Below are 21,449 nucleotides of genomic sequence, written 5' to 3'. Positions count from 1 at the left end.
CCACCGCCGAGTCGGCGCGTCCTCGCTGCTGTCCTACGTCGACGCGGCGCGAAGTGACACGCAGGGGACGCCGACTGTCAGGAAAGCCGCTCCAGGACCAGCTCGCGGACCCGCCCGGCGTCGGCCTGGCCGCGCATCTCCTTCATGACCGCGCCGATCAGCGCACCGGCCGCCGCAACCTTGCCGTCGCGGATCTTCTGCGCGACGTCCGGGTTGGCGGCGATCGCGTTGTCGACGGCCGCACCCAGCGCGCCGTCGTCGGAGACGATCGCCAGCCCGCGGGCCGCGACGATCTCCTCAGGCGTGCCCTCGCCGGCGTACAGCCCCTCGAAGACCTGGCGGGCCAGCTTGTCGTTGATGGTGCCGGCGTCGACCAGCGCCTGGACCCCCGCGACGTCCGCGGGCGAGACCCCGAGGGAGGCCACGTCGGTGCCCTGCTCGTTGGCGCGGCGGGCGAGCTCGGAGAGCCACCACTTGCGCGCCGCCTGCGGTACGACGCCGGCAGCGACGGTCTCCTCGACCAGCCCGAGCGCGCCCGCACCGACGGTGTCGCGCATCTCGAGGTCGGAGAAGCCCCACTCGGCCTGCAGCCGGGCCCGTCGCGCGGTCGGGTTCTCCGGCAGCGTCCCGCGCAGCTCCTCGACCCACTCGCGTGACGGCGCCACCGGCACCAGGTCGGGCTCGGGGAAGTAGCGGTAGTCCTCGGCGTCGGACTTCTCGCGGCCGCTCGTGGTGACCCCGGTGTCCTCGTGCCAGTGGCGGGTCTCCTGGGTGATGGAGCCTCCGGCGTCCAGGATCGCGGCGTGCCGCTGCATCTCGTAGCGCACCGCCCGCTCGACGGAGCGGAACGAGTTGACGTTCTTGGTCTCGGTGCGGGTGCCGAGCACTCCCGAGCCCTTCGGCGCCAGCGAGAGGTTCACGTCAGCACGCAGGTTGCCCTGGTCCATCCGGGCCTCGGAGACACCGAGCGCGACGATCAGGTCGCGCAGCTGCGCGACGTAGGCGCGCGCCACCGCCGGCGCCTTCTCCCCCGCGCCGGTGATCGGCTTGGTGACGATCTCGATCAGGGGGATGCCGGCCCGGTTGTAGTCGACGAGCGAGTGGTCGGCGCCGTGGATCCGGCCGGTGGAGCCGCCGACGTGCAGCGACTTGCCGGTGTCCTCCTCCATGTGGGCGCGCTCGATCTCCACGCGGAAGGTCTCGCCGTCCACGTCGACGTCCATCCAGCCCTCGAACGCGATCGGCTCGTCGTACTGGGAGGTCTGGAAGTTCTTCGGCATGTCCGGGTAGAAGTAGTTCTTCCGGGCGAAGCGGCACCACTCGGCGATGGAGCAGTTGAGCGCGAGGCCGATCCGGATCGCCGACTCCACCGCCACCCGGTTAACCACGGGCATCGCGCCGGGCAGGCCGAGGCAGGTGGGGCAGACCTGGGTGTTCGGGTCGCCGCCGAAGACGGCCGGGCAGCCGCAGAACATCTTGGTGTTGGTGTTGAGCTCGACGTGGACCTCGAGGCCGAGGGCGGGGTCGAACTTCTCGAGCGCCTCCTCGAAGGGGAGGAGGGTCGCGGTCCCGGACGCAGACGTCATGCCGAGGTTCCTTCCAGGGTCGGGGCGCGGTCGAGCAGCGGCCCGCCCCACTCACGGTTGAGCAGCGTCTCGAGCGCGGCACCGACCCGGTAGACCCGGTCGTCGGCGAGCGCGGGCGCGAGGATCTGGACGCCGGTCGGCAGGCCGTCCTCGTCGGCGAGACCGCTCGGCACCGAGATGCCGGGGACGCCGGAGAGGTTGGCGGGGATGGTGGCGAGGTCGTTGAGGTACATCGCCAGCGGGTCGTCGAGCTTCTCACCCAGCTTGAACGCCGTCGTCGGCGCCGTCGGCGACACCAGCACGTCGACCTGACCGAAGGCCGCGTCGAAGTCCCGGGTGATGAGGGTGCGGACCTTCTGCGCCTGGCCGTAGTAGGCGTCGTAGTAGCCGCTGGAGAGGGCGTACGTGCCGAGGATGATGCGTCGCTTCACCTCGTCGCCGAACCCGGCGTCACGGGTAGCCCGCATCACCTCCTCGGCGCTCGGGTCGCCCTCGGGCACGACCCGGAGGCCGTAGCGCATGGCGTCGAACTTCGCGAGGTTGCTCGACGCCTCGGCCGGGAGGATCAGGTAGTAGGTGGCCAGCGCGTGCACGAAGCTCGGGCACGACACCTCGACCACCTCGGCTCCGGCCTTGACCATCAGGTCGACCGACTCGCGGAAGCGGCTGAGCACGCCGGACTGGTAGCCCTCGCCACCCAGCTCCGTCACGACCCCGATCCGGACGCCGGTCAGGTCGCCGGAGGCACCCTCGCGGACCGCGTCGAGCAGCCCCGGCAGCGGCTGGTCGATGCTGGTCGAGTCGAGCGGGTCGTGGCCGCCGATCAGCTCGTGGAGCAGCGCGGCGTCGTGGACCGTGCGGGTGACCGGGCCGGCCTGGTCGAGGGAGTTGGCGAGCGCGACGAGGCCGTAGCGGGACACCCCGCCGTACGTCGGCTTGACGCCGACCGTGCCGGTGACCGCACCCGGCTGCCGGATCGAGCCGCCGGTGTCGGTGCCGATGGCCAGCGGTGCCTCGAACGCTGCCACCGCGGCGGCCGAACCGCCCCCGGAACCGCCGGGGATCCGGTCGAGGTCCCACGGGTTGCGGGTCGGTCCGTAGGCGGAGTGCTCGGTGGAGGAGCCCATCGCGAACTCGTCCATGTTGGTCTTGCCGAGGATCGGCAGCCCGGCCTCGCGGAGCCGGCGCACGACGGTGGCGTCGTAGGGAGGCACCCAGCCCTCGAGGATCTTCGACCCGCAGGTGGTGGGCAGGCCCCGGGTGGTCAGCACGTCCTTGACCGCGATCGGCACCCCGTCGAGCGCGGACAGCGGCTCGCCCGCCGAGCGTCGCGCGTCGGAGGCGGCGGCCTCGGCGAGCGCCCCGTCGGTGTCGACGTGGAGGAACGCGTGGACGGCGGGGTCGACCGCGGCGATCCGGTCGAGGTGGGCACGGGTCAGCTCGACGCTGCTGACCTCGCGGGCCGCGATGGCGTCGGCGAGGTCGGCGGCGGTGCTCTTCGTCAGGTCGCTCACTGCTCGTCCCCCAGGATCCGCGGGACGCTGAACCGCTGCTGCTCCGACTCCGGAGCCCCGCTCAGCGCCTCTTCGGCCGTCAGGCCGGGCACGACGACGTCGTCGCGGAAGACGTTGGTCATCGGCAGGGCGTGCGAGGTCGGGGGGACGTCGTCACCGGCGACGCCCTGGATCGAGGCGATCGACTCGAGGATCACGCTCAGCTGCGGCGCCAGGTGGTCGAGCTCGGCGTCGGAGAGGTCGATCCGGGCCAGGTCGGCCAGGTGGGCGACCTGCTCCCGGGAGATGGACGCTCCGGGGGTCTCAGGCATGGGCGCCATCCTAGGTGCACCCGTCGGGCCGCCGAGCGCCGCGTCGGGCGTCCGGGACGGTCCCGACGATGCGGCACCGACCCCCCACGATCCGTATCCTCGGCGCAATGTCGTGGTCCTACCGCCCCGCACTCGACGGGCTCCGGACCCTGGCGGTCTACAGCGTGCTGCTCTTCCACACCGGCCATGCGTGGGCGTCCGGGGGCTTCATCGGCGTCGACCTGTTCTTCGTGCTCTCCGGGTTCCTCGTGACGAGCGTGATCGTCAGCGAGATCGACCGCACCGGAACGCTGCAGCTGGGCCGGTTCTACGCCCGCCGCGTCCGTCGGCTCCTCCCGGCCGCCGCCGTCGTGATCGTCGCCACCTGTGCGGTCTTCGTCCTCGTCGCCGGCCTGTCCACCCGCGTCACGCTGGTCCGCGACGCGCAGAGCGCCCTGCTCTACGTCGTCAACTGGCACTTCCTCGGCCAGGCGGAGGGCGGCTACTTCGCCACCGACATCGAGAAGAGCCCGTTCCTGCACTTCTGGTCCCTGGCCATCGAGGAGCAGTACTACCTCGTCTTCCCGGCGCTGCTGCTCCTGCTCACCCGCGTCGGACGTCGGTGGATCCCCCGCGTCCTGGTGGTGCTGCTGCTGGCCTCGGTCGCCTCGCAGCTCTTCTGGGCGCAGGTCGACGCCGACCACGCCTACTACGGCACCGACGCGCGCCTCTACCAGCTGCTCGCGGGGTCGGTGCTTGCGCTGGGGCTCCACCGGCTCGCCCGTCCCGGCGTACGGGTCCCGTGGGGCCCGGTCGCCGGGGCCGCGCTGGTCGCCTTCGTCGTGCTCAGCAGCGGGCTCGTCCCGCTTTCGCCGTCGGTCCGAGGCCTGGTCGCCACCGTCGTCGCGGTCGCCCTCGTCGCGGCACTGATGCTCGCCGACGACAGCCCGGTCGCGCGGCTGTGCTCCCGACGGGTGCCCGTCTTCCTCGGCAAGATCTCCTACGGCACCTACCTGTGGCACTGGCCGGTGATCCTGGTGCTGCAGGAGGTGCTGGCGACCAGCCCCCGGGTCGTCGCCGTCCTCACCGTCGCGCTGAGCACCGGCCTCGCGGCGGCGTCGTACGAGGTGCTGGAGATGCCGATCAGGAAGTCCTCCACCCTCGACCGGCTGAGCTGGACCCCGGCGGTGGTGGGCGTGGCGGCCAGCGCCGTGCTGGCGGTCACCGTCGTGCCCACGCTGCTCGAGGCCGACAGGCGGCCGGTCCTGGCCAGCAGCCAGGAGGGCGTCGGCGACACGCTCACCGAGCGCCCGGTCCAGGTCCCCACGGACGTCGACTGGGAGCAGGTCACCAACGACTACGGTGACGTCGGCTGGTGCACCGCGGAGGACCCCGAGGCGTGCACGGTCGCGGAGGGGTCCGGCCCCCACGTGCTGCTGCTGGGGGACAGCCAGGCGCAGTCCCTGGTCCCGATGTTCGAGCGCCTCGCGGAGGAGCAGGACCTCACGCTCTCGCTGAACGTCGTCGAGGGCTGCCTCTGGCAGGAGGAGCTGCTCAACAGCAAGTCCTCCGAGGAGGAGAAGCAGAACTGCGAGGACGCCCGGGTGGGCTGGTACGACGAGGTCCTGCCGGTCCTCGATCCCGACGTCGTCGTCATCATGTCCCGTCCCCGCGACGACCGGACGTGGCGCGGGGTCGTGCAACGCCGCGACGGCGCCGAGCAGCCCCTGTCCCGGATGACGCTGCAGGCCTCCCGTGCCACGCTCGGCAAGATCTCCGACATCGTGCCCAGCACGCTGCTCGTCGAGCGTCTGGTCATGCCGGAGACCTTCGACCCCGCGCAGTGCCTGACGACCTCGCCCGACGCCGCGGAGTGCGCCGCTCCCGTGCCGGTCGGCGGCTCCTCGAGCGACGGCTACTTCCAGACGGAGTCGGCCAGGTCGCCGCGCATCCACACCGTGGACCTCAACCCGGCCTTCTGTCCGGACGCACCGGTCTGCCTGCCGGTCGTCGACGACGAGGTCGTGTGGCGCGACGACCACCACGTCACGGCCCGCTACGCCCTCAGCCGCCGTGACCAGGTCTGGCGGATCCTCCGCGGGACCGGCGCCTTCGGCTGAGGCAGGCGGGTGCTCACCCCGTCCGGGTGGTGACTCGGCACCCTCGACCGTGGGACGATCCGCCCATCATGACCCTCACCGCATCGCTGGTCCCCGCCGCCGACCACTACTGGTCAACGCTGGTCCGCAACGACGCGGAGGCGGCGTACGCCGTGATCGACGGCATCCTCGACGCCGGCGTCGACCCTGCCGTCGCCCTCGACATCGTCGTCCACACCCAGCAGCGGATCGGTGAGTCCTGGGCCGCCAACGACTGGACGGTCGGCCAGGAGCACGCGGCCACGGCCATCAGCGAGGAGGTCGTCTCGCGCGTCTGGGAGGACCTGCCCGAACCCACGCCGGGCCCCCGCCCGCTGCTGGTGTGCTGCGCCGAGCGGGAGTTCCACAGCCTGGCCGCCCAGGTGGTGGCCGCCTCGCTCCGTGCCTGGGACCGGCCCACCGAGTTCCTGGGCCCGAACACCCACCGCGAGCGGCTGGTCCAGCACGTCGAGGAGACCCGCCCCTCCGTAGTCCTGGTCAGCGCCTCCCTGTCGTCGTCGCTGACCCGCGTGGCGCGCCAGATCGCCGCGGTCACCGCGACCGGTACGCCGGTGCTGGCCGGCGGTGCCGCCTTCGACGCCAACGGCGCCCGCGCCCACCGGCTCGGCGCGACGGCGTACGCCCCCGACGCCCGCGCGGCCTTCGACCTCCTCGACCGGCTGCCCGACGTCGTCATCCCGCCGCCGTCGCCCCACGACGAGGAGGCGCAGCGGCTCACGACCATGGCCGACACCCTGGCGCGCGAGGTGCTCGACGCCACGGAGGGTTCTCTCGGTGCCGGCGCAGACGCCCTCACGCCCGACCACTGGCGGGTGGTGCTGGCCACCTTCACACCCCACCTGGTCGCGTCGGTGGCAGGCGGCGTGCTCACCGAGGACCCGACCGTCCCGGTGGCGGCCCGGCAGTGGCTCGACGGGGTGCTGCAGCGACGCGGGGCGCCCGACCACGTCACCGACCTGCTCTGGGAGCAGCTCCGCGGCCGCCTGCAGGAGTACCCCGCCTCGCGGGCCCTGCTGGGCTGAGCCCGGGCTTGGACCCGCGTGGGACCGTGAAGCCATGCACCTGCGCGGACCCTCGCTGACCGGTGCCGTCCTGGCGGCGGCCCTGCTGCTCGGCGGCTGCAGCGACTCCGGCTCCGGGGCCGCCGCTCCTCCCGACCCCGCGCCGTCGTCCGAACCGACGGACCCGCCCCAGCCCGCGCTGTCGTACGTCGCCCTGGGCGACTCGTTCACCGCGGCGCCCGGGATCCCGGAGACCGACACCTCGGACGGCTGCCTGCGCTCGTCCCGCAACTACCCCGCGCTCGTCGCCGAGGCGCTCGAGTCCGACCGCGACGTCACGCTCGCCGACCGCAGCTGCAGCGCGGCGGACACCACCAGCCTCGCCGGGCCCCAGGAGATCGGGCGGGAGGCGCTGCCGCCCCAGCTCGACGCGCTGGATCGCGACACCGACCTGGTCACGCTCTCGATGGGTGGCAACGACTTCGGGGTGTTCCTGCAGCTCGTCGGCGGCTGCGTGAGCCTCTCGCAGCAGGACCCGGCCGGGTCGCCCTGCGCCGACGCGGCGGGCCGGCAGGGTGACCTGCTGACCACGACCCAGCAGGAGATCGAGCAGCGACTGGTCACGGCGGTGCGCGAGATCCAGTCCCGGGCACCGCGCGCCCAGGTGCTGCTGGTCGGCTACCCGCAGCTGGCACCCGCCGCCGGCGAGTGCCCCGACCTGCTCCCGCTCGCCAGCGGCGACCTACCCTTCGCGAGGACGGTCAACAAGACGCTCACCGACAACCTCGCGCGAGCCGCCGAGCGCACCGGGACGACGTACGTCGACGTCTGGTCGGCCTCCGCCGGGCACGACATCTGTGCGGACGCGCCGTGGGTCAACGGCCAGGTAGGTCAGCAGGGTGGCGCGATCCCCTTCCACCCGCTCCCGGCCGGCCAGCAGGGCGTGGCCGACCTGGTGGTCGCGGCCGTCGAGAAATGACCGGGCCCGACCCAACCCATTCCCCCGGCGTGCGCATCTTCGAGGTGTAGACACTCTCGAGGAGGTGCGATGACCCGGTCCCCCACGGACGCGGAGTTCGACGAGCTGGTGCACGGCAGCTGGGCGTCGCTCTACCGCACGGCGTACCTCATCGTCGGCGACCACGGCCTGGCCGAGGACCTCGTCCAGACGGCCCTCACCAAGACCTACGCGTCCTGGTCGAGGGTCAGGGACGTGCGCGCCGCCCCGGGATACGCCCGCACCACGCTGGTCAACACCGCCGCCAGCTGGATCCGCAAGCGCTCGTGGCGTCGCGAGCTCCCGACCGAGACCCTCGACGACGCCCGCCCCGACGGTCGCCCCGGCGACCCGAGCCTGCGCCCCAGCGTGCTGCAGGCGCTCGACCGGCTCGCACCCCGCCAGCGGGCGGTGATCGTGCTCCGCTACTACGAGGACCTGTCCGTCGCGCAGACCGCACGGGCGCTCGGGTGCTCCGAGGGGACCGTGAAGTCCCAGACCCACGACGCGCTGGCGCTGCTCCGCACGGAGCTCGGCGACGCCGTCATCCCGTCCACCGCAGGGAGGTCGTCATGACCGAGCGACTCAGCCAGCTCCTCCACGAGGAGGCGACCCACCTCGCCTCCCCCGTCCCCGATCCCGCTCCGCTGGCGCACGCGGGCCGCCGCCTGCGCCGCCGCCGCCAGGTCACGACGGGCGTAGCGGTGGCCGCCAGCGTCGTGGTCGTCGCCGGCGGCAGCGTCCTGCTCGGGCTCGGTGACCGCGGTGACCGTGAGGTGCAGCCCGTCGACGTCGACCGCGACGCCATCGTGTGGGGGTACGGCGACACCGTGCACCTCGACGACGTGACCGCCTCGGTTCCCGGCACCCTGCTCACGCTGAACCACACCTCGGTCGGGGTCCTTGCCGTGAGCACCACCGCGGACGCCGAGCTCGCCGGGCCGGGCCGGCTGACCCTCGTCCGCTACGACGGCACCACCGAGGACCTCGGGGAGCTGGAAGCCGGTGCCCACCCGGCCACGGACCCGGGTCGCGACGTCTACGTCCTCGCCGAGACGCGCGGCCCCGGGCGCGCCGTCATCGTGCGGGACGCCCAGACCGGCGAGGTCCGCGAGGAGCTCGAGGTTCCCGGACTCGACGGCGCCAGGCCGCCGATGGCGCTGGACGGGGACACGCTCTACGTGCGCGCCCAGCCGCGGCGGATGCTCACCGTCGACCTCGTCAGCGGCGAGGTCGCGCCGGCGATCAGGGCGACCTACTACAGCGACGCCACCCGGGACCGCGTGGTGACCGGCGACCGCCGTACGTTCCGGGTGGTCGACGTCGGGACGGGCGAGGAGCTGATGAGCGTTCCCACGGCCGGCACCCTGCTCCAGGCCGAGCTGTCCCCCGACGCGCGCTTCCTGCGCGTGGTGCGCGCAGGCGAGAGCCGCGGGGTCGGCTACGAGTACGCCGCGTCGCGGACGCTGGAGGCCTGGGAGGTCGCGAGCGGCCAGCCGATCGATGTCGACCTCGGTGACGCCAGTGCGGACTCCGGCGGCTGGACGTTGTCGGGCGACCTCTACACCTTGACCGACACGGGCGTCGTGCGGTGCGACGTACCGGAGGGGACGTGCGAGGAGACCCGGATCGAGGACCTCCCCGAGCTCGCCGAGCCCAGCCTGGCGGACCCGGTGCCGCTCGACCGGATCGTGCTTCCCGACGAGCTCCTCTAGACCGCGTCGGGGCCGCCCTCGAGCAACCTCTTGAAGGCGGCTTCGTCGAGCGTCGGGACGCCGAGCTGCTCGGCCTTGTCGGCCTTGGAGCCGGCGTTGTCACCGACCACGACGTAGTCGGTCTTCTTCGACACCGATCCGGAGGCCTTGCCACCCCGGCTGATGATCGCCTCCTTGACCGAGTCGCGGGTGAAGTCCTCGAGCGACCCGGTCGCGACGATCGTCAGCCCCTCGAGGGTGCGCGCGATCGACTCGTCGCGCTCGTCGGCCATGCGTACGCCGGCGGCGGCCCACTTGTCGACGATGGCGACGTGCCAGTCGGACTGGTCGCCGTCGAACCACTCACGCACCGCGGCGGCGATCGTCGGGCCGACGCCCTCGGTGTCGGCGAGCAGCTCCTCGTCGGCGTCGCGGATCTCCTGCAGCGACCCGAACCGGGTCGCCAGCGCCCGGGCCGCGGTGGGGCCGACGTGACGGATCGAGAGCGCCACGACCACCCGCCACAGCGGGACGTCCTTGGCGCGGTCGAGCAGGGAGAGCAGCCGCTCCCCGTTGGCCGACAGCACCCGCCCGTCGGTCGCCCGCTCGACCTCGGTCTTCTTGGCGGCCCGCGTGAACAGCTCGGTGCGCAGCAGCCTGGCCTCGTCGAGGTCGAAGACGTCGCCCTCGTCCTCGATGACGCCGGCCTCCAGCAGCGCGTGGGCGGCCTCGCTGCCGAGGCCCTCGATGTCGAAGGCGCCCCGGCCGGCGACGTGGAAGACCCGGTCGAGCAGCTGGGCCGGGCACTTGCGGTGGTTGGGGCAGCGAAGGTCCTTGTCGCCCTCCTTCTGTTGGGCGAGCGTGGTGCCGCACGACGGGCACTCGGTCGGCATCACCCACTCGGCCAGACCCTCCGGCCGCAGCGGGAGCACGGGGCCGACGATCTCGGGGATGACGTCTCCCGCCTTGCGGAGCACGACCGTGTCACCGGGGCGCACGTCCTTGCGCTTGACCTCGTGGGCGTTGTGGAGGGTCGCCCGCTCCACCGTCGAGCCGGCCACCCGGGTCGGCTCCATCACGCCGAAGGGCGTCACCCGGCCGGTGCGGCCGGTGTTGACCTCGATCGAGATCAGCCTGGCGTTGACCTCCTCGGGCGGGTACTTGAACGCGATCGCCCAGCGGGGGGCCCGGCTGGTCGAGCCCAGCCGACGCTGCAGGGAGACGTCGTCGACCTTCACGACGACGCCGTCGATCTCGTACGGGACGAGCGAGTGTCGCTGCTCGCCGGCGTGGTCGACGAAGGCCTTCACGTCCTCGAGCGTCGGCACGACCCGGACCTGCTCGCTGGTCGGCAGCCCCCAGGCGGCGAGCGCCTCGTAGGCGTGGGACTGCGCCTTCGGTTCGAAGCCCCGACGCTGGCCGATCCCGTGGCACACCATCCCCAGCGCGCGGGTGGCGGTGACCCGCGGGTCCTTCTGGCGCAGTGAGCCGGCCGCGGCGTTGCGCGGGTTGGCGAAGACCGGCTTGCCGGCGTCGGTCATCGCCTCGTTGAGCCGCTCGAACGCCGCCACCGGCAGGAAGACCTCGCCCCGCACCTCGAGCAGGTCGGGGACGGGGAACCCGTCGGCGGCGCGGAGCCGGTGGGGCACCGAGTCGATGGTCTTGACGTTGGGGGTGACGTCCTCGCCCGTCCGGCCGTCGCCCCGGGTCAGCGCGCGGACGAGTCGGCCCTTCTCGTAGAGGAGGTTGATCGCCAGTCCGTCGACCTTCAGCTCGCAGAGCAAGGCGGGGTCGGTGACGCCGTCGCGGGCCATCCGGGCGTGCCACGACTCGAGCTCCTCGAACGAGAACGCGTTGTCGAGCGACTCCATGCGCTGGAGGTGGTCGACGGCGGTGAACTCGGTCGAGACGGCTCCCCCGACCTTCTGGGTCGGCGAGTCGGGGGTCCGCAGCTCGGGGAACCTCTCCTCGAGGGCCTCGAGCTCGCGCATCCGGACGTCGAAGTCGGCGTCGGAGAGGGTGGGGTCGTCGAGGACGTAGTAGCGCCAGCGCGCCTCCTCGATCGCCTCGGCCAGCTGCTGGTGCTGCTCGCGCGCGGCCGCGGACGGGGCGTCGGGAGCAGCTGCCTCGGACGTCGTCATGGTGCCTATCCTGCCTGACCCATCTGACAGGCTGGCGGCTCCGAAGACCGTCCGTGGAGGTTCCTGCGCACGTGACCCATCAGCACGCCCCGACGCTGACCGAGTACGCCTCACCCCCTGTCCCGACCGGCCTGGTGCTGATGCTCCACGGCGGCAAGGACCGCGGGCACGAGGTCGTCGACGAGCGCAGCGCCTCCTGGCGGCGCTCCGCGGCGATGGCCCGGTCGATCTCCGGCGACCTCGGCGAGGCGGGGGCCGCCGTCTGGCTGCTCCGCTACCGCCACCGCGGCTGGAACGGCGGCGCCGGCCCGGTCGACGACGCCCGCTGGGCGCTCCAGCAGGTACGGGAGCGGCTCGGGGACCTTCCCGTCGTGCTGCTGGGCCACTCGATGGGCGCGCGCACCTCCGCCGCCGTCGCGGACGACCCGCTGGTCCGCGGGGTGGTCGCGCTCGCCCCCTGGTTCCCGGGGGGTGAGTCCGTCGCCCCGTTGGCGGGCAAGCGGCTCGTCGCCGCCCACGGCAGCCGCGACCACATCACCTCCCCGCGAGCCACCCGCGCCTTCGTCGAGCGCGCCGGCGACGTCGGCGCCGAGGCGACGTACGTCGACATGGGGCGGGTCGGTCACTACATGCTGCGTCGGATCGGGCGCTGGAACGAGGTCGCGCGGGAGCGGTCGTTGGAGCTGCTGGGCTGAGGGAGGGGCGGGCCGCCGCTGGTTTCCCCGGTCGGCCGGGGAAACCGGGGGTTCGTGCCGCAAGCCTGGGTGACGAACCCGGAGACTCGCGGACCCACCCCGCCCGGTGCACGGCGACCAACCCGGTCTAGACCGCTCGACCGACCTCGGGCGCTCGGGAATCAGGGCGCACCCCGACCCGTTGGGCGATGAAACGAAACCGTTCCGTTTCATCCTTGCCCACAGCGGAGGCACGTGTGACCAGCACCGAGCCCCAGGCCCGCCCCCGGGTCGAGGGTGACCGCGAGCAGGAGATCCTGCGCGCGGCGCTACGCGTCCTCGCGGAGGTCGGCTACGACCGGCTCACGATGGACGCGGTGGCCACCGAGGCGCGGGCCTCGAAGGCGACGCTCTACCGCCGCTGGAAGGACAAGGTCACGTTGGTGATCGACGCGCTGCTCGCGGAGAAGGAGCAGCCGACGCTCCCCGACACGGGCAGCCTCCGGGGCGACCTGCTGGGCGCCTTCTGCGGCATGGGCGGCATCACGGATCCCCGCCAGCTGGCGACGTTCAGCAGCGTCCTCACTGCCGTGACCCGAGACCCGGAGTTCGCCGAGGCGTTCCGGACCCGGGTGATCGGACCCAAGATCGCGCTCACGCAGCGCATCTACGAGCGGGCTCGCGACCGCGGCGAGATCCGGGACGACGTCGACCTGGAGATCCTCGGCCCGGCGCTGGCCGGCATCCTGCTCCACCGCTTCCACGTCCTGGGCCAGCCACCGACCGCCGAGGTCGTCGCCCGGGTCGTCGACCAGATCATCCTCCCTGCAGCGACGAGTCCGACCGCCTCGAACGGTCCCTCGTCCCGACCCACACGACAGGAATCCCATGACTGACACCGACAAGGTGACCGAGGCCCACCGCCCCGGTCGCGAGCTGCACCTGGGCTGGGCCCTCGTCCTGATCTCCGTCGCCCAGCTCATGGTCGTGCTCGACGGCACGATCGTGAACATCGCGCTCCCCTACATCCAGCAGGACCTCTCGATCGACAGCGCCGACCTGACCTGGGTCGTCACCGGGTACGCCCTGGCGTTCGGCAGCCTGCTGCTGCTCGGCGGCCGGCTCGGCGACCTCTACGGCCGCCGCAGGATCTTCATGGTCGGCCTGGTCGTCTTCGCGGTCGCCTCCGGTCTCGGCGGGCTCGCGACCAACGAGGGCACCCTGCTCGCCGCCCGCGCCCTGCAGGGCCTCGGGGCGGCGCTCGCCTCGCCGGCCGCGCTGGCCCTGATCGCCACGACGTTCCCGGCCGGCCCGGCGCGCAACCGCGCCTTCGCCGTCTACGCCGCCATGTCCGGCGCCGGCGCGGCCGTCGGCCTGCTGCTCGGTGGTTGGCTGACGGGTCTGGACAGCCTGCCGGTCGAGGGCTGGCGCCTCACGCTGCTCATCAACGTCCCGATCGGCATCGCCGCGGCCGCCCTCGCACCCCGGTTCCTGCCCGAGTCCGAGTCCCACCCCGGCGAGCTCGACCTGCCCGGCGCCGTCACCGGCACGCTCGGCCTGCTCGGCCTGGTCTACGGCTTCAGCCGCGCCGGGTCCGACGGCTGGACCGACACCTGGACGATCGCCAGCCTGGTCGCCGGTGCCGTGATGCTCACCGCGTTCATGCTGGTCGAGAGCCGCGCGGCCCACCCGCTGCTGCCGTTCCGGGTGTTCCTCCACCGCACCCGCGCCGCGAGCTTCGTGGCGATGTTCCTGGCCCCGGCCGCCATGTTCGCGATGTTCTACTTCCTCAGCCAGTACATCCAGAACGTGATGGGCTACAGCCCGATCGAGGCCGGGCTGGCGTTCCTGCCCTTCTGTGCCGGCATCGTGGTCGCCGCGGGCGTGGTCTCCAACCTCGTCAACCGGGTCGACCCGCGCTTCCTCGCCGGTGTCGGCACCCTGATGTCCACCGCGGCCCTGTTCGGCTTCTCCCGGCTGCCGTACGACACCACCTTCCCGGCGACCGAGGTCACCGGCAGCTACGTCACCGACCTGCTCCCCTGGATCGTGCTGATGTCGCTCGGCATGGGTGCGACGTTCGTACCCCTCACGCTGACCGCCGTCCACCACCTGCGCAGCGAGGACTCCGGCATCGGCTCGGGCGTCCTCAACACGATGCAGCAGGTCGGCGGTGCGTTGGGCCTGGCGATCCTCGGGACGGCGGCGACCCAGATCGCGACCGACCGTGGCGCCGAGTTCGCGGCCGCGGCCGAGCGGGCCGCCGGGTCCGGTGGACCGCAGCCCACGCCGGAGCAGGTCGGGGCGCTCCAGGAGATCGCCGGGCTGCAGATCTTCACCGAGGGCGCGACCAACGCGTTCCTCGTGGGCGCCGGGATGATGCTGCTGGCCTCGGTCGTCGTCTGGATCTTCCTCGACGTCAAGCACGAGGAGCTCGCGACCGACGGTCCCGAGGGCGTGCACGTGGGCTGACCCCCGCGCCGCTCCCGTCGACGGGCTCCTCCCCTGCCGGGAGGGGCCCGTCGTCGTCAACCGCCGTCGAGGTGGCGGGCGGTCGCGGCAGCCAGCGCCAGCGCCTGCCGCGCCCAGCCGCTCGTCGCGCCGGTCAGCCCGCAGCCCGGGCTGACCACCAGCCCCGGACCGGGCTCCAGCCCGACCATGTCGAGCCAGCGCAGCACCGACTCGGTGAGCGACGCCTCGGTCGGCGCGGTGGCCGGGTCCCGCGTCGGGACGACCCCGAGCGCGACCGGTCCCCCGGCCTCGAGGGCGGCGGCGAGGTCGTCGTGGTCACCCGGCGAGAGCACCGCGGGGTCGACCAGCAGCCCCTGCACACCCGCTCCCCGCACGAGGTCGAGCGGCGTCCCCGGGGCACAGCTGTGGACCCACGTCTCCGCCCCCTCCGCAGCGATCGCCTCGGCGACCCAGCCGAGCGCGGCCGACGCCTCGGGTGGCTGCACCACGCGGTGCCGGCCGAAGCCTGACGCGGTCGGGACCCGGCCCTCCAGCACGGACGCCAGGACCGGCTCGTCCAGCTGCACCACCCAGCGGTCGACGCCGGGCAGTCGTCGGCGCAGGTCGGCGAGGTGCCGGCGTACGCCCTCGGCCAGGGCCTGCGCGAGGTCACGGCGGGCGCCGTGGTCGGCCAGCACCCGGTCGCCGCGGGGACGCTCGACGGTCGCCGCGAGCGTCCACGGCCCGGTGACCTGGGTCTTGTACGGGCCGACGTAGCCCTGGCCCTGCTCCTCGACCTGGTCGAGGTCCTGCGCGAGCAGGCTGCGGGCGCGGCGCTGGTCGACACCCTCCCGGTCGGTGAGTCGCCACCCGGCGGGCTGGAGGTCGAAGGCGAGGTCGGTCGCAGCCGCCACGGCTCGCCCGGTCATGGAGGCGCCTGCGCCGCGTCCGGGCAGCTCCGGGACGTACGGGAGGCCGTGGTCGTCGGAGAGCTCGCCGAGCACGACACGCACCGCCTCGGCGTACGCCGTCGCGTCCTCGCCCGGGTGGGACCCGATGCCGGTGGCCAGCGTCACCGGCCACCGCCGGGACCTGGTGGGCGAGTCTGTCGGTCCGAGGGGGAAGGTTCGGCCGCCAGGTGACGCCCGGTCGACGCGATCGTCGCCGACCCCACCACGCGCGTGCCGTCGTAGAGGACCGCCGCCTGCCCGGGCGCGATGCCGTACGCCGGCGTCAGCAGCTCGATCGCCACCTCCTCGCCCGTGACGGTCACGACGGCAGGGTGCTCGTCACCGTGGGCACGGAGCTGGACGGTGCCGTGCAGCCGGTCGGGGACGCTGCCGCACCACCGCGGCCGGACCGCCGCGATCCGGTCGACGGCGAGCTCCTCGCGTGGACCGACCGTGACGGTCCCCGACACCGGCTCGATGTCGAGCACGAACCGGGGCTTGCCGTCCGGCGCAGGCCGCCCGATCCGCAGTCCCTTGCGCTGCCCGATCGTGAAGCCATAGGTCCCCGTGTGCTGCCCGAGCACCTCACCGGAGGTCGCGTCGACGATGTCGCCGCCGTGGTTGGGCGCCCGGTCGCCGAGCTTCTCGGCCAGCCAGCCGGCGTTGTCGCCGTCGGCGACGAAGCAGATGTCGTGGCTGTCCGGCTTGTCGGCCACGAGCAGGCCACGGCGGGCCGCCTCCTCGCGCACGGCGGGCTTGCTCGTGTCGCCGAGCGGGAACAGCGAGTGCCGCAGCTGCTCCTGGTCGAGCACCCCGAGCACGTAGGACTGGTCCTTGCCGTGGTCCACCGCGCGGTGCATCTCGACCAGGCCGTCGTCACCGGTCCGCAGCCGGGCGTAGTGGCCGGTCGCCACCGCGTCGAAGCCGAGCCCGAGCGCGCGGTCGAGGACTGCGGCGAACTTGATCTTCTCGTTGCACCTCAGGCAGGGGTTGGGCGTCCGCCCCGCGGCGTACTCGTCCATGAAGTCCTCCACCACGTCCTCGTGGAAGCGGTCGGAGAGGTCCCAGACGTAGAAGGGGATGCCGATCACGTCAGCTGCCCGCCGGGCGTCGTTGGCGTCCTCGATCGTGCAGCAGCCGCGCGCGCCCGACCGGTACGACGCGGGGTTGCGCGAGAGGGCCAGATGGATCCCGGTCACGGTGTGACCGGCCTCGACGGCACGGGCCGCGGCGACGGCGGAGTCGACGCCGCCCGACATGGCAGCGACGATGTTCATCGTCGTGCTGCCCTCGCGCGTTCGACGACCGGTCCGATCGCCTCGACGACGGCGTCGACGTCGGCGACGGTCGAGGTGTGGCCGAAGGAGAAGCGCAGCGAGTGCCGCGCCTGCTCGTCGTCGCACCCCATCGCGAGCAGGACGTGCGAGGGCTGGGGCACGCCGGCCGAGCAGGCCGAGCCGGTCGAGCACTCGATGCCGCGCGCGTCGAGCAGCATCAGCAGCGAGTCGCCCTCGCACCCGGGGAACCCGAGGTGCGCGTTGCCCGGCAGGCGGGCGTCCGCGGGCTCGAGCGGGGCGCCGTGGAGGTGGGCGTCCGGGACCACCTCGATGACCCGGCGAACCAGGTCGTCGCGCAGCCCCCGGACGTGGGCGGCGTGCTCGGAGCGGGCCTTGACGGCGGCCTCGACGGCCGTGGCCAGCGCCGCGATCCCGGGGGTGTCCAGCGTCCCGCTCCGGATGTCGCGCTCCTGCCCACCGCCGTGGCCGAGCGGGGTCACGGAGACCTCGCGCCGGACGACCAGCGCACCCACGCCGTACGGCCCCCCGACCTTGTGGCCGGTCAGGGTCAGCGCGTCCACGCCGGACGCGGCGAAGTCGACGGGGACGGACCCGACGGCCTGGACGGCGTCGGTGTGCACCGGGATGCCGTGCTCGGCGGCGATTGCGACGACCTCGTCGAGCGGCTGCAGGGTGCCGACCTCGTTGTTGGCCCACATCACCGAGGCGAGCGCGACGGAACCGGGATCGCGCCCGACCGCCTCGCGGAAGGCGTCGACGTCGAGCCGGCCGCGCGCGTCGACGGGCAGCAGCTCGACCTCGGCACCCTCGTGCTCGGCCAACCAGACCAGCGGGTCGAGGACGGCGTGGTGCTCGACCGCGGTCGAGAGGATCCGGGTGCGCGCGGGATCGCTGTCGCGGCGCGACCAGAAGATGCCCTTGAGCGCGAGGTTGTCGGACTCGGTGCCGCCGGAGGTGAACACCACCTCGCCCGGCCGGCAGTCGAGCGCCTGCGCGATCGTCTCGCGCGACTCCTCGACGACCCGCCGCGCGTGCCGGCCGCTCGCGTGCAGCGAGCTCGGGTTGCCGACCGCCACGAGGTGTGCGGTCATCGCCTCGACGGCGACGGGGAGCATCGGCGTCGTGGCGGCGTGGTCGAGGTAGACCGTGCGCGGCTCGGGGGTCGTCTGGGACATGTCCGGTCCAGCGTACGGCGTCCGCCGCGGTGGTCCGGAATCCGGCTCGGACGGCGGCCCGTGTGGGGCGCCGGGGGCAGGGCGGCGGCCCGGGGACCGTCCCACCAGCCGATTCGGTAGCTCACCCACCGCCCATCAGTCCGAGCCACGGGTGGTCCGGGGCGAGGCGCCCGACCGCGGCTCGCAGCCAGGACTGCCGGGACGGGGCCAGGAGGGGCCACGCCGCCGCGAGATCCGTACGGTCCTTGGGCCGGTCGAGCCGGGCCTTGTGCTGGAGGACGATCTCGGGGAGCTGGTGGCGGACGCCCTCCTCGTCGACCCAGGTCACGTCGCCGAGCGGGGCGGACCAGTCGGGCTCGCGCCGTGACACCCACGCTCCGTCCCGGTCCTCGCTGAGGATCACGTCGAGCCGCCACGGAGCCAGCGCATGCTCCCGGAGCCACACCTGGCCGGCGGCGTCGTGCAGCTCCGGCCAGCGCTCGGTCAGCGGACGGAGTGCTCCGTCACCGGCACCCCAGAAGTCGAGCCTCCCGCCGAGGAGCTCGCGGAGCCGGGGCAGGTCCTTGCGGAAGATCACGACGTCGATGTCCTCGTGCCGCCGTGCGACGCCGGTGAACGCCTCGATCGCCCAGCCACCGACCAGCCACCACGGCCTCCCGAACTCGGCCAGCAACACCTGCACGCCGGCCGGGTCGTACGGCTCCCAGGGGCCGTACAACCGCTGGAACTCGCGCTCCTCGGCCTCCTCGCTCGTCACCCGGCGAGGCTATCCCTGCTCAGGAGCCGGGTGAGAGCAGGACGAGGTCGTCGCGGTGGACGACCTCCCGCTCGTAGGCCGCGCCGAGCTCGCGCTTGAGGTCGTGCGAGGTCCGCCCGAGCAGGGCCGGGACCTCGTCGGCGTCGAAGTTGACCAGCCCGCGCGCGACCGGACGGCCGGAGGGGTCGGTGAGGTCGACCGGGTCGCCGGCGACGAACGAACCGTGCACCCCGGTCACCCCGGCCGCCAGCAGCGAGGCCCGCCGCTCGGTGACGGCCCGGACCGCGCCGTCGTCCAGGACGAGCCGGCCCTTCGGCTCGGTCGCGTGGGCCAGCCACAGCAGCCGCGTGGGCCGCCGCTTGCCGGTCGGGTGGAAGAGCGTCCCGACGGGGTGGCCGGCCAGCGCCTCCGATGCCTGGTCGGCCGAGGTGAGCACCACCGGGATCCCGGCCCCGCCCGCGATCCGGGCCGCGTCGACCTTGGTCTGCATCCCGCCGCTGCCGAGGCCGGCCGCACCTGTGGTGCCGATGCTCACCCACGACAGGTCGTCGTCGGCGGGTACCTCGGGCACCAGGCGGGTGCCCGGCCGCGCCGGGTCGCCGTCGTGGAGCCCCGAGACGTCGCTGAGGAGCACCAGCAGGTCGGCATGGACCAGGTGCGCCACCAGCGCCGCCAGGCGGTCGTTGTCACCGAAGCGGATCTCGGAGGTGGCGACGGTGTCGTTCTCGTTGACGATCGGGATGACGCCGAGCTCCAACAACTTGGCGAAGGTCTGGTACGCGTTCCGGTAGTGCGACCGGCGGGTGACGTCGTCGACCGTGAGCAGCACCTGCCCCGCGGTGAGGCCGTGCCGCGCCAGCTCCTCGGTGTAGCGGTGCACCAGCAGTCCCTGCCCCACCGAGGCGGCCGCCTGCTGCGCGGCCAGCGCACGAGGGCGTCGCGGGAGGCCGAGCGGAGCCAGGCCGGCCGCGATCGCGCCCGAGGACACGAGGACGACCTCCGCACCGCGAGCGCGTACGGACGCGAGCACCTCGACCAGCTGCCGCACCCGCCCGGGGTCGATGCCCCCGGCCGCGGTCGTCAGCGAGGAGGAGCCGACCTTGACCACGACCCGACGGGCCGCGGTGACCGGCTCGCGGACGCTCACGCGTCGGGATCCTGCTCGGCCCAGTCGGGGTCGTCGGCGCCGCCGATCTCGTACGACGACGGGCCGCTCGCGCCACCACGGGCCGGGTCGCGCAGGCGACGGGCCACGTCGGCCCGGGTCTCTCCTTCGGCGCGCTCCTCGAGGCCCTCCTGGATCTCGCGGCGGCGGCGGGCCGCCGGCCGGCTCTCGTCGAAGCGGGAGTCCTCGCCGCGGCGGGCGAGGTTCTCGGCGCCGGCGTCGAGACCGGGCTTGAAGTCGAAGACCACCGCGTTGTCGGGATGGCCGATGAGGACGGTGTCGCCCTCGACCGCGCCGAGCTCGACCAGCCGGGTCTCCACGCCGAGGCGGTTGAGCCGGTCGGCGAGGAAGCCGACGGCCTCGTCGTTGCTGAAGTCGGTCTGGCGGACCCAGCGCTCCGGCTTCTCGCCGCGGACCCGCCAGCCCTCGCCGGTCTCCTTGACGGTGAAGTCGGCCCGGCCGTCGGCCGAGGGCGGCCGCAGCACGATCCGCGTGGTCTCCACGTCGGGCTTCTCGGCGCGGGCTGCCTGCACGATCCCCGCCATCGCGAAGGTCAGCTCGCGCAGCCCCTCGCCGGACGCGGCCGAGACGGGGATGACGCGCAGCCCGCGGGCGGTGAGGTCGTCGATGACGATGTCGGAGAGGTCGCGGCCGTCGGGCACGTCGATCTTGTTGAGCGCGACCAGCCGGGGCCGGTCCTCGAGCCCGCCGTACCGCGCCAGCTCCCGCTCGATCACGTCGAGGTCGTCGACCGGGTTGCGGCCGGGTTCCATGGTGGCGGTGTCGATGACGTGGACCAGGGCTGCGCAGCGCTCGATGTGGCGCAGGAAGTCGTGACCCAGGCCCCTGCCCTCACTCGCACCCTCGATCAGCCCCGGGACGTCGGCGACGGTGAAGGTGGTGTCCCCCGCGGTCACGACACCGAGGTTCGGGACGAGGGTGGTGAAGGGGTAGTCGGCGATCTTGGGCCGCGCCCGCGAGATCGCCGCGATCAGGCTCGACTTGCCCGCGCTGGGGAAGCCCACCAGCCCGATGTCGGCCACGACCTTGAGCTCGAGCACGATCTCGATCTCGTCGCCCGGCTCGCCGAGGAGGGCGAAGCCGGGGGCCTTGCGCTTGGAGGAGGCCAGCGCCGCGTTGCCCAGGCCGCCGCGACCACCGGCCGCGACGACGAGCTCGGTGCCCGGTCCGACCATGTCGGCGAGGACGTTGCCCCGGGTGTCGGTGACCACGGTGCCGTCGGGCACCGGCAGCACCAGGTCGGCGCCGTGCCCGCCGTTGCGGTGGGCACCCGCGCCGTGGCCGCCGTGCTCGGCGCGGCGCTTGGGGCTGTGGTGGTAGTCCAGCAGCGTCGTGACGTCGGACTCGACCCGCAGGATCACCGATCCGCCCGGGCCGCCGTTGCCGCCGTCGGGGCCGCCGAGCGGCTTGAACTTCTCGCGGTGCACGGACGCCACGCCGTTGCCGCCCCGGCCCGCGGAGACGTGCAGCGTCACGCGGTCGACGAAGCTGGGGATGGCCATCTGGCTCACGCTGCCTTGGTCGGTTTCCCCGCCTGAGCGGGGAAACCTGCACTTGGAGGGGGAAACTTCGGGTA

Annotated in this window: 18 protein-coding genes; 8 read left to right on the top strand and 10 right to left on the bottom strand. The window is 73.4% G+C overall.

Annotated features, from left to right (window positions below; translation table 11 throughout):
• Window positions 1-77: 77 nt before the first annotated feature.
• The 3 genes from gatB to gatC are packed head-to-tail and all read right to left on the bottom strand — an operon-like array spanning window position 78 to window position 3,411.
• Window positions 78-1,586 (bottom strand): Asp-tRNA(Asn)/Glu-tRNA(Gln) amidotransferase subunit GatB, encoded by a 1,509-nt coding sequence (gatB, locus tag EXE57_RS18025; RefSeq protein ID WP_135079916.1) that lies wholly within the window; start codon window positions 1,584-1,586, stop codon window positions 78-80.
• Window positions 1,583-3,100, bottom strand: a complete 1,518-nt coding sequence (gene gatA / locus EXE57_RS18020; RefSeq protein ID WP_135079914.1) for an Asp-tRNA(Asn)/Glu-tRNA(Gln) amidotransferase subunit GatA — start codon at window positions 3,098-3,100, stop codon at window positions 1,583-1,585. Before gatA ends, gatB begins: the two co-directional genes overlap by 4 nt.
• Window positions 3,097-3,411, bottom strand: a complete 315-nt coding sequence (gene gatC, locus EXE57_RS18015) for an Asp-tRNA(Asn)/Glu-tRNA(Gln) amidotransferase subunit GatC (RefSeq protein WP_135079912.1) — start codon at window positions 3,409-3,411, stop codon at window positions 3,097-3,099. Before gatC ends, gatA begins: the two co-directional genes overlap by 4 nt.
• A 107-nt stretch (window positions 3,412-3,518) precedes the next feature.
• On the opposite strand from gatC, the gene EXE57_RS18010 reads away from it, so the two are divergent.
• The 5 genes from EXE57_RS18010 to EXE57_RS17990 all read left to right on the top strand — a co-directional run bounded on the left by EXE57_RS18010 (window position 3,519) and on the right by EXE57_RS17990 (window position 9,262).
• On the top strand, window positions 3,519-5,510 hold the full coding sequence (locus EXE57_RS18010; RefSeq protein WP_167305969.1) for an acyltransferase family protein: 1,992 nt from the start codon (window positions 3,519-3,521) through the stop codon (window positions 5,508-5,510).
• A 68-nt stretch (window positions 5,511-5,578) separates the two neighbouring features.
• Window positions 5,579-6,571: a cobalamin B12-binding domain-containing protein gene (locus tag EXE57_RS18005; protein WP_135079908.1), complete on the top strand. Its 993-nt coding sequence runs from the start codon at window positions 5,579-5,581 to the stop codon at window positions 6,569-6,571.
• Window positions 6,572-6,605: 34 nt separating this feature from the next.
• The gene (locus EXE57_RS18000) at window positions 6,606-7,529 is read left to right on the top strand and encodes an SGNH/GDSL hydrolase family protein (RefSeq protein WP_135079906.1); all 924 of its coding nucleotides are present in this window, start codon (window positions 6,606-6,608) and stop codon (window positions 7,527-7,529) included.
• Window positions 7,530-7,598: 69 nt separating this feature from the next.
• Window positions 7,599-8,123, top strand: a complete 525-nt coding sequence (locus EXE57_RS17995) for a SigE family RNA polymerase sigma factor (RefSeq protein WP_135079904.1) — start codon at window positions 7,599-7,601, stop codon at window positions 8,121-8,123.
• The gene (locus tag EXE57_RS17990; RefSeq protein WP_135079902.1) at window positions 8,120-9,262 is read left to right on the top strand and encodes a hypothetical protein; all 1,143 of its coding nucleotides are present in this window, start codon (window positions 8,120-8,122) and stop codon (window positions 9,260-9,262) included. The genes EXE57_RS17995 and EXE57_RS17990 overlap by 4 nt, the downstream gene beginning before the upstream one ends.
• Here EXE57_RS17990 and ligA read toward each other — a convergent pair.
• Complete coding sequence (gene ligA, locus EXE57_RS17985) at window positions 9,259-11,412, bottom strand: NAD-dependent DNA ligase LigA (RefSeq protein ID WP_425271718.1); 2,154 nt, start codon at window positions 11,410-11,412, stop codon at window positions 9,259-9,261. The two genes, EXE57_RS17990 and ligA, sit on opposite strands and share 4 nt — an antisense overlap.
• Before the next feature lie 41 nt (window positions 11,413-11,453).
• Between ligA and EXE57_RS17980 the strand changes: the two genes are divergently transcribed.
• The 3 genes from EXE57_RS17980 (at window position 11,454) to EXE57_RS17970 (ending at window position 14,528) form a co-directional block, all read left to right on the top strand.
• Window positions 11,454-12,077, top strand: coding sequence for an alpha/beta hydrolase (locus tag EXE57_RS17980; RefSeq protein ID WP_208542901.1), 624 nt, complete (start codon window positions 11,454-11,456; stop codon window positions 12,075-12,077).
• A 236-nt stretch (window positions 12,078-12,313) separates the two neighbouring features.
• Window positions 12,314-12,952: a TetR/AcrR family transcriptional regulator gene (locus EXE57_RS17975; RefSeq protein ID WP_244246892.1), complete on the top strand. Its 639-nt coding sequence runs from the start codon at window positions 12,314-12,316 to the stop codon at window positions 12,950-12,952.
• Window positions 12,945-14,528, top strand: a complete 1,584-nt coding sequence (locus tag EXE57_RS17970; RefSeq protein WP_135079896.1) for an MFS transporter — start codon at window positions 12,945-12,947, stop codon at window positions 14,526-14,528. The genes EXE57_RS17975 and EXE57_RS17970 overlap by 8 nt, the downstream gene beginning before the upstream one ends.
• A gap of 56 nt (window positions 14,529-14,584) precedes the next feature.
• Here the strand turns inward: EXE57_RS17970 and EXE57_RS17965 are convergent, their stop codons facing one another.
• From EXE57_RS17965 to obgE, 6 genes are all read right to left on the bottom strand, one after another.
• Window positions 14,585-15,583: a uroporphyrinogen decarboxylase/cobalamine-independent methonine synthase family protein gene (locus tag EXE57_RS17965; RefSeq protein WP_135079894.1), complete on the bottom strand. Its 999-nt coding sequence runs from the start codon at window positions 15,581-15,583 to the stop codon at window positions 14,585-14,587.
• The gene (mnmA, locus tag EXE57_RS17960) at window positions 15,580-16,734 is read right to left on the bottom strand and encodes a tRNA 2-thiouridine(34) synthase MnmA (RefSeq protein ID WP_135079892.1); all 1,155 of its coding nucleotides are present in this window, start codon (window positions 16,732-16,734) and stop codon (window positions 15,580-15,582) included. The genes EXE57_RS17965 and mnmA overlap by 4 nt, the downstream gene beginning before the upstream one ends.
• The gene (locus EXE57_RS17955) at window positions 16,731-17,930 is read right to left on the bottom strand and encodes a cysteine desulfurase family protein (protein WP_135079890.1); all 1,200 of its coding nucleotides are present in this window, start codon (window positions 17,928-17,930) and stop codon (window positions 16,731-16,733) included. Before EXE57_RS17955 ends, mnmA begins: the two co-directional genes overlap by 4 nt.
• A gap of 121 nt (window positions 17,931-18,051) precedes the next feature.
• A complete protein-coding gene (locus tag EXE57_RS17950; RefSeq protein WP_135079888.1) occupies window positions 18,052-18,687 on the bottom strand; it encodes a nucleotidyltransferase domain-containing protein in 636 nt (211 codons plus the stop codon).
• A gap of 19 nt (window positions 18,688-18,706) precedes the next feature.
• A complete protein-coding gene (gene proB, locus EXE57_RS17945) occupies window positions 18,707-19,834 on the bottom strand; it encodes a glutamate 5-kinase (RefSeq protein WP_135079886.1) in 1,128 nt (375 codons plus the stop codon).
• On the bottom strand, window positions 19,831-21,375 hold the full coding sequence (gene obgE, locus EXE57_RS17940) for a GTPase ObgE (RefSeq protein WP_208542900.1): 1,545 nt from the start codon (window positions 21,373-21,375) through the stop codon (window positions 19,831-19,833). The genes proB and obgE overlap by 4 nt, the downstream gene beginning before the upstream one ends.
• Between the last annotated feature and the right edge of the window lie 74 nt (window positions 21,376-21,449).

Source organism: Nocardioides euryhalodurans (assembly GCF_004564375.1).
Classification (GTDB): Bacteria; Actinomycetota; Actinomycetes; order Propionibacteriales; family Nocardioidaceae; genus Nocardioides; species Nocardioides euryhalodurans.
This window is presented reverse-complemented; position numbering and strand designations above follow the sequence as displayed.

Bases quoted from the DNA above. Each gene is read 5' to 3' on its own strand.
- mnmA (WP_135079892.1), bottom strand. From the start codon at position 16,734: ATGAACATCGTCGCTGCCATGTCGGGCGGCGTCGACTCCGCCGTCGCC.
- gatC (WP_135079912.1), bottom strand. From the start codon at position 3,411: ATGCCTGAGACCCCCGGAGCGTCCATCTCCCGGGAGCAGGTCGCCCAC.
- gatB (WP_135079916.1), bottom strand. From the start codon at position 1,586: ATGACGTCTGCGTCCGGGACCGCGACCCTCCTCCCCTTCGAGGAGGCG.
- EXE57_RS17990 (WP_135079902.1), top strand. From the start codon at position 8,120: ATGACCGAGCGACTCAGCCAGCTCCTCCACGAGGAGGCGACCCACCTC.
- EXE57_RS17955 (WP_135079890.1), bottom strand. From the start codon at position 17,930: ATGTCCCAGACGACCCCCGAGCCGCGCACGGTCTACCTCGACCACGCC.
- EXE57_RS18005 (WP_135079908.1), top strand. From the start codon at position 5,579: ATGACCCTCACCGCATCGCTGGTCCCCGCCGCCGACCACTACTGGTCA.
- obgE (WP_208542900.1), bottom strand. From the start codon at position 21,375: ATGGCCATCCCCAGCTTCGTCGACCGCGTGACGCTGCACGTCTCCGCG.
- EXE57_RS17995 (WP_135079904.1), top strand. From the start codon at position 7,599: ATGACCCGGTCCCCCACGGACGCGGAGTTCGACGAGCTGGTGCACGGC.
- EXE57_RS17970 (WP_135079896.1), top strand. From the start codon at position 12,945: ATGACTGACACCGACAAGGTGACCGAGGCCCACCGCCCCGGTCGCGAG.
- EXE57_RS18010 (WP_167305969.1), top strand. From the start codon at position 3,519: ATGTCGTGGTCCTACCGCCCCGCACTCGACGGGCTCCGGACCCTGGCG.
- EXE57_RS18000 (WP_135079906.1), top strand. From the start codon at position 6,606: ATGCACCTGCGCGGACCCTCGCTGACCGGTGCCGTCCTGGCGGCGGCC.